Annotated in this window: 12 protein-coding genes; 1 reads left to right on the forward strand and 11 read right to left on the reverse strand. The window is 59.8% G+C overall.

The annotated features are described in order from the left end of the window. Positions 1–6 precede the first annotated feature (6 nt). Together D1646_RS18120 and D1646_RS18125 are read right to left on the reverse strand one after the other, a co-directional pair. Positions 7–807, reverse strand: coding sequence for a response regulator (locus D1646_RS18120; protein ID WP_160637808.1), 801 nt, complete (start codon positions 805–807; stop codon positions 7–9). After that, positions 792–2489 (reverse strand): histidine kinase, encoded by a 1698-nt coding sequence (locus D1646_RS18125; RefSeq protein ID WP_243154236.1) that lies wholly within the window; start codon positions 2487–2489, stop codon positions 792–794. Before D1646_RS18125 ends, D1646_RS18120 begins: the two co-directional genes overlap by 16 nt. A 283-nt stretch (positions 2490–2772) precedes the next feature. Between D1646_RS18125 and D1646_RS18130 the strand changes: the two genes are divergently transcribed. Beyond that, positions 2773–3945 (forward strand): M20 family metallopeptidase, encoded by a 1173-nt coding sequence (locus D1646_RS18130; RefSeq protein ID WP_160637809.1) that lies wholly within the window; start codon positions 2773–2775, stop codon positions 3943–3945. A 264-nt stretch (positions 3946–4209) separates the two neighbouring features. Here the strand turns inward: D1646_RS18130 and D1646_RS18135 are convergent, their stop codons facing one another. The 9 genes from D1646_RS18135 to D1646_RS18175 all read right to left on the reverse strand — a co-directional run bounded on the left by D1646_RS18135 (position 4210) and on the right by D1646_RS18175 (position 13459). Next, entirely contained in the window at positions 4210–4776 is a 567-nt protein-coding gene (locus D1646_RS18135) for a hypothetical protein (protein ID WP_160637810.1), read from the reverse strand. Continuing rightward, a complete protein-coding gene (locus tag D1646_RS18140; RefSeq protein ID WP_160637811.1) occupies positions 4773–5825 on the reverse strand; it encodes an SGNH/GDSL hydrolase family protein in 1053 nt (350 codons plus the stop codon). The genes D1646_RS18135 and D1646_RS18140 overlap by 4 nt, the downstream gene beginning before the upstream one ends. A gap of 12 nt (positions 5826–5837) precedes the next feature. Beyond that, the gene (locus tag D1646_RS18145; protein WP_160637812.1) at positions 5838–7427 is read right to left on the reverse strand and encodes an MBOAT family protein; all 1590 of its coding nucleotides are present in this window, start codon (positions 7425–7427) and stop codon (positions 5838–5840) included. A 6-nt stretch (positions 7428–7433) separates the two neighbouring features. Next, positions 7434–7661: an acyl carrier protein gene (locus tag D1646_RS18150; RefSeq protein ID WP_160637813.1), complete on the reverse strand. Its 228-nt coding sequence runs from the start codon at positions 7659–7661 to the stop codon at positions 7434–7436. A gap of 96 nt (positions 7662–7757) precedes the next feature. Beyond that, positions 7758–9275, reverse strand: coding sequence for an amino acid adenylation domain-containing protein (locus D1646_RS18155; protein ID WP_201754752.1), 1518 nt, complete (start codon positions 9273–9275; stop codon positions 7758–7760). Continuing rightward, positions 9265–10650, reverse strand: coding sequence for an immunoglobulin-like domain-containing protein (locus tag D1646_RS18160; protein ID WP_160637814.1), 1386 nt, complete (start codon positions 10648–10650; stop codon positions 9265–9267). Before D1646_RS18160 ends, D1646_RS18155 begins: the two co-directional genes overlap by 11 nt. A 231-nt stretch (positions 10651–10881) precedes the next feature. Continuing rightward, entirely contained in the window at positions 10882–11253 is a 372-nt protein-coding gene (locus D1646_RS18165; RefSeq protein ID WP_160637815.1) for a response regulator, read from the reverse strand. Position 11254: 1 nt separating this feature from the next. After that, complete coding sequence (locus tag D1646_RS18170) at positions 11255–11767, reverse strand: chemotaxis protein CheX (RefSeq protein ID WP_160637816.1); 513 nt, start codon at positions 11765–11767, stop codon at positions 11255–11257. A 21-nt stretch (positions 11768–11788) separates the two neighbouring features. Further along, complete coding sequence (locus D1646_RS18175) at positions 11789–13459, reverse strand: FapA family protein (RefSeq protein ID WP_160637817.1); 1671 nt, start codon at positions 13457–13459, stop codon at positions 11789–11791. Positions 13460–13547 lie beyond the last annotated feature (88 nt).

The following is a 13547-nucleotide window of genomic DNA, read 5'->3' on the forward strand; positions in this document are numbered from 1 at the left end:
AGATCCCTATTGGGTCTCAGGCCATTTTTGATGCTTCCGGGCCGCCTCCCGATACTCCTTGGGCGTGCATCCCACGTATTTGCGGAATACATCCTTAAAGTACTTGGGTGTGCTGAAGCCGCAGAGATAGCCCACCTCGGGGGAGGAGGTGCTCTCCTTGTTTAAGATTTCCACCGCCTTCTGAATGCGGAACCGGTTCAGGTATTCGGTAAAGGTCATACCAGTTACCTTTTTAAAGCGTTTATTCAAAAATGTCTCACTATAATTCAGGCTGCTGACAACATCCTGCATCACAATCTTCTCGCTGAAATGCTGTTCGATGAATTCCAGCATCTGGCGCACAACCTGATCGGTTTCCTCGTCCACCGTCTTTTGGATCAGCTGTAGGTGCAGAAGTTCCCCCTGCTCCTGCCGGCGGTCGACCCACGCATGACGCATCTCCTGGCGCTGCTTGGCGTGTTCCACCGCCGTCCAAAGTTCCTCCCGGTTGATGGGCTTGAGCAGATATTCCGTTACGCCCAGGTGCATGGCAGTCTTCGCATAGTCAAAGCTGGAGTAGCCCGAGAGGATGACCGAGGAAAAATGGTGGCTGCTAATGGTCTCGCGCAGCATCTCCAGGCCGTCCTTTACCGGCATATTGATGTCCACAATGACAATATCTGGGTTCAGCTTGTTGATCTGCTGGACGCCCTCCACGCCATTGGCAGCTTCCCCCACAACGCAGCAGTCCATATCGCTCCAGGGGATGCCATATACCAACCCCTTGCGGATAATCTCCTCATCTTCTACAATCAAGACTTGATACATGCCGGCTCCCTCCGATCCTCAATGCGGACGAGTACCTCAAAGCCCCGCCCCTCGTCGTTCAACACTTCCACGCCGCTTTTGCTGCCGTATTTCAGATATAGACGGCGGGACAAATTCCGCAGTCCGATGGAGGGGGAGTTGCGGTCGTGGGAGGCCAGCTGTGCCTGTAGCTCCAGCGCCTGTTCCTCCTCCATCCCGCCTCCGTCGTCGGCCACACGAAACAGGAGCGTCCCGCCCTCCAGCCGGCCCTCCACACGGACGTGGAGATCCATGGTATTGCGAAAGCCGTACTTAATGCTGTTTTCCAACAGGGGCTGAAGCAGGAGCTTTGGTACCATACAGGTCAAACACTCGGGCGCAATGTCCAGCTGGCAGTGGAAGCGGTCGCCAAAACGGACCTTTTGAATATTGAGATAATTTTGGATGTAAAAAATGTCGTCGCGGAGCGGCACCTCATCCCGGGAAAAATCCACGCTGTAACGCAGCACCTGGGTCAGCTCTGTAATGACCTGCTCGGCCTTGACCCCGTCAAAGAGCGCCAGAGCCCGAATGACCTCCAGCGTATTGTAGAGAAAGTGGGGGTTCATCTGAGCGGTAAGCTGTTCAATCTCAATGCGGTTGTTCCGACGCAGAAGCTCGGTATTGCGCTCGTTCAGTTCCTTGAGCGCGTCCAGCATATAGTTTGTCTGATGCGCCACCTCGCTGAACTCGTCGTCGCTGTCCATCACAATGCGGTGCCCGGAATCTGTTGTGCGGATGTACCGGAGCTCCTGCACTAAATACTCCACACTGGCGGCGTTGCTGTCCGCCATGACCGAGAATACGTTCCTTGCTGTAATGTACCAGGCTGCAGCGGCCAGGGCCAGGGCAATCAGACCGGTGGTCAGGGCGTCATTGCGGGGATAGTAGACCAGAGAATAAATGATGGCACGGCCGTCGGCGGTGGTCTCGCCGAGAATCCAGTAGCGCAGCCCATTGAGCTCCACAGAGCCATGCCTGTTGCAGCTGAATTTGTTGTCTACCGAGGCGAAGGCCTGCTTGCTGCTGTACATGATGTTGCCCCGGAGGTCGGTAATTACACCGTCGAAATTGGTCTCAGACAGGTCGTAGTTCCACCCGGCGCCGGAGAGATAGAGGGTCAAAAAGCCCAGGAGGGTGGAGTCCCGATAGACCGGTTTCACAAACATGCGGTCGGAATAGGTGCTGTTGTCGTAGTAGACGGAGCGGTAAATCTCGTCCTCCTCACAGCTGCGGGCATGGTAGCAGATGGCGGCGTTGTAGTTCCATAAATAGGATGAGAGGGTGCTTCCGGGGAAGGACGCCGCCAGAACATTGCCGTGGAGGTCGCTCAGGATAAACTCGCTGGAGACCGGACTTTGCAGATTCAGCCTGCGTACCAGCTGCTGGAGCCGCGCGGCCCCCTGCTCTCCGCTCAACACCGCCTGGGCCGCCTGTATGGTCGCTTCGTCCTGCAGAAAGGCGGCGTCAATATGGTCAAGCTGCTGGTAGGACGCCTCCAGCTCCCGGAGATGGCTGCGGGCGTTCGTCTCATTGCCGATCAGGATCACAGCATACTGCCCCATGGTGAAAATCAGCGCCGAGATGAGCAGCAGAAGAACCATTTTTCGAGAGACTGATTTCAAAAGCTTTTGCTTGAACTTCCCAGTACCTTTGTTCAGCAATTGAGACACCCCTTTTCATTGTATCACATATTTCCAGAAATGCCACTATATTTTGCAGTGCAGATCAGGGGCCGCCCCATTTTAAATAATCGGAAAATATGATAAACTACAACCCAGGAATTGATCGCATTCAGGAAAGGCCAGAGGATTTACAGCGGACGTTTCTCCAAGCATGCTGCTGCCCTGGGGCGGACGCCAGCGCTATTGACGAAACCGTCGCCTTTTGCTACAATTTACTCGACGCTTTTCCGGGATTTTACAGTCCTAATGAGGTGGGATCGCTATGAATTTTTATGAACAGGCGCTGGAGCTGCGCGAGGAGACGGTTGCCCACCGCCGATGGCTGCACAGCCACGCAGAGGTGGGCCTGAATATGCCCAAAGCCCAGGCCTACGTGATGGAGCAATTGAGAAATTATGGTCTGGAGCCGCGCCCCTGCGGCCATGGTGTGACGGCGGAGCTGGGCCGGGAGGGAGGCAGGACTCTTCTGCTCCGGGCGGATATGGACGCGCTGCCCATGCCAGAGGAGAGCGGTGAGAGCTTTGCCTGTCCCACCGGCACCGAGGCCCACACCTGCGGCCACGATTTCCATGCCGCTATGCTGCTGACGGCGGCCAAGCTGCTGAAGGAACAGGAATCTAAGCTGTCCGGCCGGATCCGGTTTATGTTCCAGACTGCCGAGGAGACCTTCGAGGGCGCGCGTGACATGATGGCTCATGGTATTCTGGATGGTGTGGACGGGGCGCTGGCCTACCATGTGGGCTCCGGCAGGATGCCGGTTGGCCTGTTCATGTACAACAGCGGCGGGACCATGATGTACTCTGTGGACGGCTTTCGGATCACCGTCCACGGCCAGGGAGCCCACGGCGCCTATCCCCACAGTTCCATTGATCCCATCAATATTGGAGTCCATATCTATCTGGCTCTGGAGGCGCTGATTGCCCGGGAGGCGGCCCCCAGCAAGGCCTGTGTGCTGACCATTGGCAGTTTCTCTGCGGGTTCCGCCCCTAACATCATTCCCGACACCGCCGTTCTTCAGGGGACTCTGCGCACCGACGACAGCGCCAGCCGGGAGAAGCTGGTGCGGCGGCTGAAGGAGGCCGTCCAGGGGACCACAGCGGTATTTGGAGGGTCGGCTGAAATTGAGATGATTTCCCAGGTGCCGCCGCTGGTCTGCGATGCCGCCATGACAGAGGAAATGGTGGGCTATATGCAGGGGCTGCCGGTCCCCGGTCTGACCCCCGTCCCCGATATGTCGGCCAGTGCATCTGAGGACTTTGCGGTCATTGCAGAAAAGGTCCCCAGCGTATTTATGTACCTCTCAGCCGGCTATCTGGACGAGCGGGGAGACGCGCCCGCCCACAATCCCAGGGTCCGGTTCAATGAGGAGGTCTGTCCCATCGGTTCCGCCTGTCTGGCCCACTGTGCAGTTCGCTGGTTGGAGAAGAACCCATAAATTGGGGACACTGTTTGTTCTTACAGAGTGAGCGGATTAGGTGGATGGTGTGGCGCATTGACAGGATATAGACCGGCGCACAGAGCTTGTAGACCTTTGAGATTCCGCTCCAATTTGTCCCAGGACTGCCGGCCTTTGCCGGGTTTTCCAGAGGATTTCCGCTTCTCCCGTCTGACTATAAAAACGCCCCCTTATGCGGAGCTGTGCATCCGCGTAAGGGGGATTTTTGTCCGGCAGCAGTGGAGTTTCCGTCCCTGTTCAAAGTCACTCTGCCAGATACTCGATGGAGATCACCTTGTCCTCACTGAGCACAAAGTTCAGGACGGTGCCGTTCTTGGTGTAGGTGAGCAGAGTTGCAAAGCCGGCGGGGCTCTGGCCGTAGGCGGCAATCACGTCGTCGCCGGAGGAGCCGATGAAGATCCCCTCCGGGGTTGTCACGCTGTCGTCGGTGAGGAGGATGGAGTTGACATAATCTTTCTCCCCCTCGGGCCGGGTGGTGATGACAAAGCCGGAGTAGGTGTAGGTCTTGTCCAGACCCTCAAAGGCGCAGGACTCCGCCTCAAAGTAGCTCTGGGGTTCTCCCAGAGCGGCCAGCACGCCGGCCATATCATCGTTGATGGACACGTTGACTCCGTTGGCGCGGAAGACATACTCCCCCACGTCGGCGCCGCCGGGCTGGCGGGACTGGTCCCCGGAGCTGGCTTGGCCGCCCTGGCTGGTTTGGCCCGTCTGACTGTCTCCTGAACCGGCGCTTCCGGGTTTTCCGCCGCAGGCCGCCAGCGACAGGACAGCCGCCAGGGCCAGCAGGGCGCATAGCAATGTTCGTTTCATGATGATCCTCCTTCATTCAACTCATTCCACTCCGCCTCCAGCCGCTCCTTCCGGGCGGCGTAGACGGCGCTTTTTTCCTGCCAGACGGCCTCATAGGGTTCCTGACCCCGGCGGTCCTCCACCGGGCAGTTTTGGGTCAGCCAGGTCCCAAACCCCCGGGACAGCTTCTCCGCCCCATACAGGTTCAGGTGCAGGCCGCTGTCGTAGGTGTCGGTGTTGAAGTCGATGCCCAGCTCCTCTGTCAGCTTCAGGAAGTTGAGGTAGGGCAGACCCCGCCGGGCAGCGTAGTCCTTGATCTGCTCCTCCCACTGGTCGTACCAGTAGGGGTAGAGGCTGGGAGCCTTGATGAGCACCAGCTGAACGCCGTACTCCTGGCACAGGTCGGCCATCCTGTCCAGATAGTCCCAGCACACCGGGGCAAAGTCGTAGTTGGCCAGAGGCTTGCCCGGGGGCACGTTCTCCGCCGGGCGGACCTGGACATTCATCAGATAGCCGCTGTCGGACACCATATCCCGGTGGAAGAGATACTTCACGTCCTCCCCCGTCAGCTCCCCCCACCGGTCGTGAAAGCGCAGCAAGGGGAAGAGGTAGCTGAGAAAGCTCTCCTCCTCCGTCATGGAGGCCCGGACGGCAGCCAGCTTCTGCCTGGAAAGCTTCATTCCATCCAGGTTGAGCCGGTTATAGGCCTCGCTCTGGGGCTGGCCGTACTTCATAGACAGGACGTTGAAGACCATCACCTTGGGGGTCTCGTACTTCAGTGTCTCCTCCATCAGATAGTAGGACTGCCAGATCAGCTGCTGGGCGCTGCCCCGAATGTAGCTGGTGATGCCGTACTCCCGCCACAGCAGGTCAGGGGAGAAGTTCTCATAGACCTCGCAGTCCCCAATGAAGATTACGTCGTGGCCGGTCTCCTCTTGGTAGTACTCCGCAATGAGCGCCCCCTCGGGGACCTCGCTCATGTATTTGGGCATAAACAGCGCGTTGAGGAAATACAGAGCCGCGCCGCCGATACAGCACCAGAGGGCGGCGGTTAAAATCGTCTTTTTCACAGCTCCGCCCCCCTAGAATTGGTTGTAGATAAACTGGGCTGCGTCAAAACCGATGCCGTACACCCCGAAAATCACAATGAGCAGCACCAGCGCCGTACACCCGGCCCAGGCCAGCTGGGGATGCTCCCGGGTCAGCCGTTGCCGCACCGGTTCCCGCCGCCCCAGCAGACTGCACACCAGCATGGCGCCTGCACCCACAGCGGCCACCAGCCAGTCCCCGGCGCCGATCCCCAGCTCCAGGAAGGAGCCGTCCCACAGCGCTTGGGGCCGGAGGGAGGTGACCACGGTGCCCAGCTGGCGGAAGGTGAGGGGTACGTCCCGGTATACGTCCAGGACCCGGATGGCCCCCATGAGCCAGAAGGTGCGCAGTATCTGGACCAGGTCCCAGCCCCGGCTTCCCCGCAGGCGGGGAAAACGGGCGTGGAACTTGTCATAGAGGGGTTCCAGCTCCTGGGAGATGATAATCACAATGCCGTTGAGCATACCCCAGACAATAAAGTTCCAGCTGGCCCCGTGCCAAATTCCGGTGACGAACCAGAGGATCAGGCTGCATGTATGGACCGAGACGTGCTTGCCGAAGCGGCCAAACCGGTTCCGGCACCTCTGGTGCAGCTTCAAAATGGGCTTGGATACCGACATGGGGTAGAAGAGGTAGTCCCGGAACCAGGTACCCATGGTGATGTGCCACCGCCGCCAGTACTCCGCCACGTTCTTGGAGAAGAAGGGCCGGATGAAGTTCTCTGTCACCTGGACGCCCAGCATTTGGGCCGCACCGATGGTGATGTCAATGCCGCCGGTGAAGTCGGCGTAGAGCTGGACGGCATAGAGGAAGATCACCGCCAGCACATATACCCCGCTGTACTGCTCCGGGTCGGCCACCAGGGTTCGCAGAGGGATGGCCAGCCGGTCGGCCACGATCAGCTTCTTGGCCAGTCCCCATAGGATGCGCTCCCCGCCCATGGCAATCTGCCGGCCGTTCCAGGGGTGCTCCTCGTACAGAGTGGGGCTCAGGTCGCCAAAGCGGCTGATAGGTCCCTGAATCAGCTGGGGGAAGAAGGTGACAAAAAGGGCAAATTTTCCCAGACTGCCCTCCGCCGGACACTTGCCCCAGTAGACGTCAATAAGGTAGCCCATAGCCTGGAAGGTGTAGAAGGAGATGCCCATGGGCAGGACCAGGGAGAAAATTGGCAGGGTCCCCCCACCGAAGAGGGCCAGTACGCCGCTGATGTTGCTCAGCACGAAGTTGGTGTACTTCACCACCGCCAGAATGCCGAAGTTCAGCAGCAGACAGCCCAGCAGCCAGCGAAAGCGTACCCTCTTGTCCTGAGCCTTCCGGGTCTTGCGCTCCTCCTTGGACAGCTCCGCCCGGTGTTCCTTCAGCCAGGCGTCCTGTTCCCGGGCCAAGGCGGCCATCCTCCGGGCGGTGAACCAGGTGGTCACCGTGGTGACGCCAATGTAAATCAGGCACCACCAGCCGGCGAAGCTGTAGAAAAACAGGCTCCCCACCAGCAGCAGCTTCCACTGGAACCGCCTGGGGAGGGTGTAGTACAGCAGGAAAAGGACTCCAAAGAAGGCCAGGAACTGGGTTGAAGCAAAACTCATCTCCGGTTAGGCCTCGTCCAGCTGCTGGATCATCTCCCACAGGGCCTTGGCGGAGTTGAAATTCTCCGGCACCAAGGCCTCGGGCGGGACCTCCACGTCGAAGGCGTCGCTGATCTCGGCCACCAGGGTCACGATGTCGATGGAATCCAGAATCTGGTCGTCGATGAGGGTATTGCAGGTCTCAAAGTCCACGTCGGGATGGATCTCCCGCAGGATGCTCAACAGTTCTTCCATAATAATTCTCCCTTAACTTTAAATACTAATTGTGATGATTCGAGTTTGAATTCCTGTTTGTATTCTGAATTTGCCCTCAACAGGGGCAGGGACTCTTTAAACGCCCGCCGGGACCTGGCCCGCTGCCAGGGCCTTGCGGTCGATTTTGCCGTTGGGGGTCAGCGGCAGGCGCTCCAGCCGCTCCATGCGGTTGGGGATCATATACCGGGGCAGGCGGCTCTTCAAAAAGGCGGTGAGCTCCCCTGGCTCCGCCCCGCCGGTGTAGTACAGCTGGATGCGGTCCTTCTCCGGGTCAAAGACGGCGCAGGCGGCGGCCACCTCCGGATGGGTCGCGGCGGCGGCCTCGATCTCCTGGAGCTCCACCCGGTGGCCCATGTGCTTGATTTGATAGTCCTTACGGGAGACAAACACCAGCTCCCCCCGGTCGTTGTACCGCCCCAGGTCGCCGGTACGGTAAATCAGCTCGGGGTAGGCGTCGTTCAGGGGATTCTGGACAAAGCACTCTGCCGTCTTCTCGGGCATCCGGTAGTAGCCCATGGTCAGGCAGGTGCCCCGGATGCAGATCTCCCCCACCTCTCCGGGGGCGGCGGGCAGATTGTCCTCAGTGAGCAGCAGAATGCCCGTGTTGGGGAAGGGACCGCCGATGGGGATGGCGTCTCCCTCCTCAAAATCCCGGTCCACATGGTAGAAGCAGCTCATGCCGGTGGCCTCGGTGGGGCCGTACAGGTTGGTGAACTTGGCCTGGGGCAGAGCCTCCCGCCACAGCTTGAACTGGCGGATGGGGAACACCTCACTGCCGAAGGCGATGGTATGTAAATGCTGGGGGACCGTCTTTTTCAGCGCCCCCAGGCCGGAGATCATGGTCAGGGCGGACACAACCCAGCACACCGTATTGATCTTGTGCTCGTTCAGATAGTCCACCAGCTTCAGGGGGAAGAGGAACAGGCTCTTGGGAATGAGGTAGGTGGTGGCCCCGAATTTGATGGTGGGATACAGCTCCTTCAGGCAGGCGTCGAAGTACAGCGGGGTCTGGTTGCCAAATACTGTGTCCTCGTTGAAGCCCAGGGCGGCGGACAGCTGCTCAACGTAGTCAATGACGGAGCGGTGACAGGCCATGACCCCCTTGGGTACGCCGGTGGACCCGGAGGTAAAGACGATGTACAGCGGGTCGGTGTCCAGCTGGGCGGCCCGGATGCGGTCCAGCAGGGGCTGGTCGGGCTGGCAGGCGGCCGCCTCCTCGTAGTCGTACAGTCCGCCGGTACAGCCCAGCTCCTCCGCCAGAGCCCGGGTCTTGCTGTCACACAGGACGGCACGGGGATTGAGGGTCTGGAAGATCAGCTCCACTCGGTACAGGGGCATCTCCTCGTCAATGGGTACATAGAAGCAGCCCGAGTAGACGACTCCAAAAAAGGCGGCCACCGACTTGGGATTTTTCTCCATGAAAACCACCACCGGCTCCCGCTCCAGCCCCTTCCGGGCCAAAAAGGTGCCAATGCCCCGGGCGGCTTGGGAGACCTGGCCGAAGGTCAGCCCTTCGGCGCCGTTGTGAAAGGCCACCTTGTCGGGCAGACGGGGGGCGGTGGCCTCCAGATATTCCAACACATTACGCTGCAAGCTGATTTTCCCCTTCCTGTACCGGCGGCTGGGACCCGTCGGGATTTTCTTGGAGCTGGGAGCTGTCGGAATTTTCCGGCAGCTGGGCGTCCTCCGGACTGCTGCTGGACCCCTCCGGAGTCTGAGCCTCCTCCGGCCCCTCCTCTGACGGCGGTTTGGAGGTATCGCCGGGCTTCAGCCAATCCGGAAACTCCTCCATGGGCTGCTGAACGCTGTCTGGATTCTCCGGGAGCTGGGAGCCGTCTGGATTCTCCGGGAGCTGGGAGCCGTCAGGATTCTCCGGAAGCTGGGAGCCGTCTGGATTCTCCGGGAGCTGGGAGCTGTCAGGGTTCTCCGGGAGCTGAGAGCCGTCGGGATTCTCCTCAGGCGGCAAATCCTCCTCCGGCATCCCCACTGCCCGCACCGGACAGGAGGCATAGTCATAGACATAGTAGTTCTGGCGGGCGGCGCTGGCCTGCTCGGTGTAGGCTCGCGCCTGGGTCTCGGTGATCATAAAGGCGTACAGGGGATAGCCGTTGGGGTGGGGGCAGGCGTCAAAGTGGTACCAGCCGTCTCCCGTGTTCACCAGCTGCCAGTAGTGCCGGCTGGTACCGCCGACCCGCTGCAAATCCACATTGGAGATGCCCGCCCGGGTCAGCAGAGCCTTGGAGCAGGCAAAGTAGTTGTAGCAGTCCCCCCGCCCCCGGGTCAAGCCCACATAAGCGCCCACAATCCAGCTGGACTTGTCCGAGGTGCCGATATACCGCACATGTTTGTTAACAAAATCAAAGATGGCCTTGGCCTTCTCCCGTTGGCTCATGCTGTCATTGGTGATGCGGGCCAAAATCTGGTCGGACAGGGCGTCCACATCCTCCCGGGTGATCTGGTCCAGAGGGATGCCAGGCTGGCCGCCGCCCTCAGATGGGTCCTCCTCGTCGGGTTCCTCTATGTCCTGGTCCACGGTGAGGGTCTCAATCACCGTCACCGTGGCGGAGACCTCAGTCCGGTTGCCCGCCTGGTCCTGGGCGGAGTAGATCACCGGGTAGTCCCCTGGGGTTGTGAGGTCCACCGCTCCGGCGTCCACCTGAAAGGAGATTTCTCCGTCCACATCGTCAACGGCGGATACCCCCTCCCGGTAGGAGACGGTCCCGCCCATGGCCACCGTCAGGTCCTGGACCCCCAGCAGCCGGGGTGCAATGGTATCGGATATGGTCTCTTCCTCGCTGCCTGTCCACACGTCCTCCGGCGATTGGGCAGAGCCAATCCACGCGCCCAGGGTCAGTGCCAGACAGGCCACCGCTATTCCCAACAAAATCCAGAGCTTCCGCTCCCCTTTGGGAGGCCGGGGTTTTTCCGGCTTCTGACACGCCTCTTCTGTCTCTACTATATCTGGCATGGTCCTCACGTCTCCCTCGCCCTTGGTGCGCAAAAATACCGCACTCCCGTGCAGCGCTCCGTTTCCGCAACAGTATACCATAGATAAATAGGGAAGTCAATTCGTGAAGGCGGCAGGATAATCATGATTTCACCTATTTTTGCCCTTTTCCTCCCACAAACTTTCGTGATTTCCCCCTCTGGAGCCAGCAGAAGGGGGACGCCGCCCGGACGTCCCCCTGACTTGATTCTGTTATGCCTCGCTGGCCAGCGCCTCATCCAGCGCATGAAGCAGCCGCTCCCGCTCAAAGGGCTTATCCACAAAGCCCTTGGCCCCCAGCGTCTTGGCTTCCTCATAGGTATCCTCATAGGCCAGGGAGGACACCATCACGATCCGGGCTTCCGGGTGCTCCTCCAGCAGGGCGCGGGCCGTCTCCAGGCCGTCCATACCGGGCATGATGATATCCATGGTCACCACATCGGGGTCCGCTTGCCCATAGCCGGCAATGGCGTCCTCTCCGCTGCGGAAATAGGCCACTACCTCGTAGTCGCTGTCCTCCAACAGCTTTCGCATCTGAATTTCCTGAATGCGGGAGTCGTCCACAACCATGACACGCTTTCCCATACTATCTCCTCTTTTCTTCATTCGTTTGTGTTGTATCCCCTGTCTCAGGCTGCTCCCCGGTGACAGGGACAAAGTGGACCAGCTGAGCGGAACCGTTGTTTTCATCGGCGTAGCTGAGCACAAACTGTTCCTGGTAATCTTCCGGGCTGAAGCTCCCCTGCTGAAATGCGGGCACGGTGAAACGGGAGGCAATTTTGGTGGCCTGAAACAGAGCGGAGGAGATCTGGCCGCACAGCACATTGAAATACTCCTTGGCCACATCCTCCACGTCCTGAGGGATCACATTCTCCTCCTGGATAAAGGACTGGGTCAGCCGGGTCAGCATGGCCGTGTCTGCCCGCAGAGACAGCGTGGAGTGGAAGCCCTGGCTGAAGCCGATATGCACCGTACACAGGTCCTCACCGGGGCTGCTTTCCCCCTGGGCCAGCTGGATGCCCACTGACTCCCGGGTCACCTCCCGGGTAATCCGGTCCAGTACCTCCTGCAATTGATCCTTTGGCAGAGCGGTATTCAAAACGGTCTCACTCCTTCCATATCATCCCCAGGAGATTTCGTCCCCCACCAGCATGGCCATACAGGCGTGGACCTCGTGCCGGGTGCGGCTGGTGGCGCTGCCGATGGTCAGGGAGGTGCCGGGATAGGCCACGCCGCAGGTCAGCCGCCGCAGCCCCTGATCCTCTTGGGACTCCTCCTGCTGCTCCAGTTCCTTTGAGGCCTGCTCCAGCTTCATCCGGTTTAAGGACAGCTGCATCCGCAGCTTGCCCATCTGGGTCAGCTTGGTGGGACTGTCCGGCTGCTGCTCCACCTGGGCCATTTTCTCCTCCGCACTGCTGATCTCCCGCAGCAGCAGTTCACGGTCAAAGTCCTGGCAGGGCAGGCCCCCCAGAAAAATGTCGGTGTGGCACTCGGAGCGGGCCCCCACAATGGAGGCCTTCACTTCTCGGGCCGCCCAGACGCTGCCGCCGATAATGGTTCCCCGGCCGGAGCGCACCTCCACGACCCCGTCGCAGTAGACATCGCAGTTGATAATGCAGTCCGTCTGCAAATTTTCCCTGGCGTAGACACAGCAGTTCTCCAAATATTTGGCAAACAGGCTGTGGTTGGCCCGGAGCACCGCCTGGTTGCCTCCCTGGGCCCCCTTGACCATTATCAGGTCGCCGCCGGCCTCCACGGTGCTGGCCTCCACAACGCCCTCTACCACAATGTTGCCCATGGCCCGGACCTCAAAGCCGGTACAGATATCCCCTTGAATATGTATGTCGCCCAAAAAGTTGATATTTCCTGTGGAGAAGTCCACATTTCCGCCAATCTCCAGCACGGGCTTGACCTGGAAGGTGCGGCCGTTGAACTCCACGTGGCCGGTCCGGGACGCCACCAGGCGGCTGCCGTCCTCCGACAGCTCCGTGTTGCGCCCCTTGGGAGCGACAGCCACCTTGCCCTCCTTGGGCGGAATTTCCTCGTTCAGCACCGTGTGCCCTGGCACGCCGGGGTTTGGTGGGATGATGCGGCAGATGACGCCGCCCTTCTCCACATTCTGGACCGCGTTGATTGATGTATAATCAACCCGGTTAAACTCATCCAGCGTTACGACCCGCTCCTGGACCCGATTGAACAGGTCCACGACCCGCCCATCGATCCCATGGATGACCGGTGTGCCCCGGGCGGCCAGGAACAGGTGGTAATACCGGTCCTCTGCCTGGGGGAGCCGTTCCAACAGGCCCTCGGTCAGGCCGAAGCACACATTTTTCTCCTTCAAGGCTCCTTCCAGCATCTCCTGGGTCAGCTCGGCGCCCTCCCCCACAGGGGGGAAGGCAAAAAGCCAGGCAAACAGCTTATCTCCGGAGAGGAAGACCACCACCTGGGCATCCAGATTGGGGGGCTGCTCCCCCTCCTTTTTGTGCTCCGCCAGACGCCGGTTGGCCGCCATGGTGACCGCCAGCTGAAGCCGGCCCAGCTCCGACTGTACCTTGGCGTCCTCCATAAACTCCCAGCCCTCCAGCTGGAACTTGGGAAAGGGCAGTGCGCTCTGGCGCAGTGACCACAGCTGATTCACCGCATGTTCCGGGGACAGGTTCAGCTCAGGCACCTGGGATTGGGGGGACGGCGGGGCCTCCTGGGGAAGCTGCTCCTCCTGCGTCTCTTCCGACTCCTCCGATTCCTCTGGCTCTGATCCAAACAGCCGCGCAAAGAATGATTCCAGCGCCATACCTGACACACCTCCTATTACAATAAGAATTACGGTTCAAGGCACGGCAGCCAGCCGTGTCTTTTTCCGCATTGTTGCCAAAGCTGTT

Source organism: Pseudoflavonifractor sp. 60 (assembly GCF_009911645.1).
Taxonomy (GTDB): domain Bacteria; phylum Bacillota; class Clostridia; order Oscillospirales; family Oscillospiraceae; genus Lawsonibacter.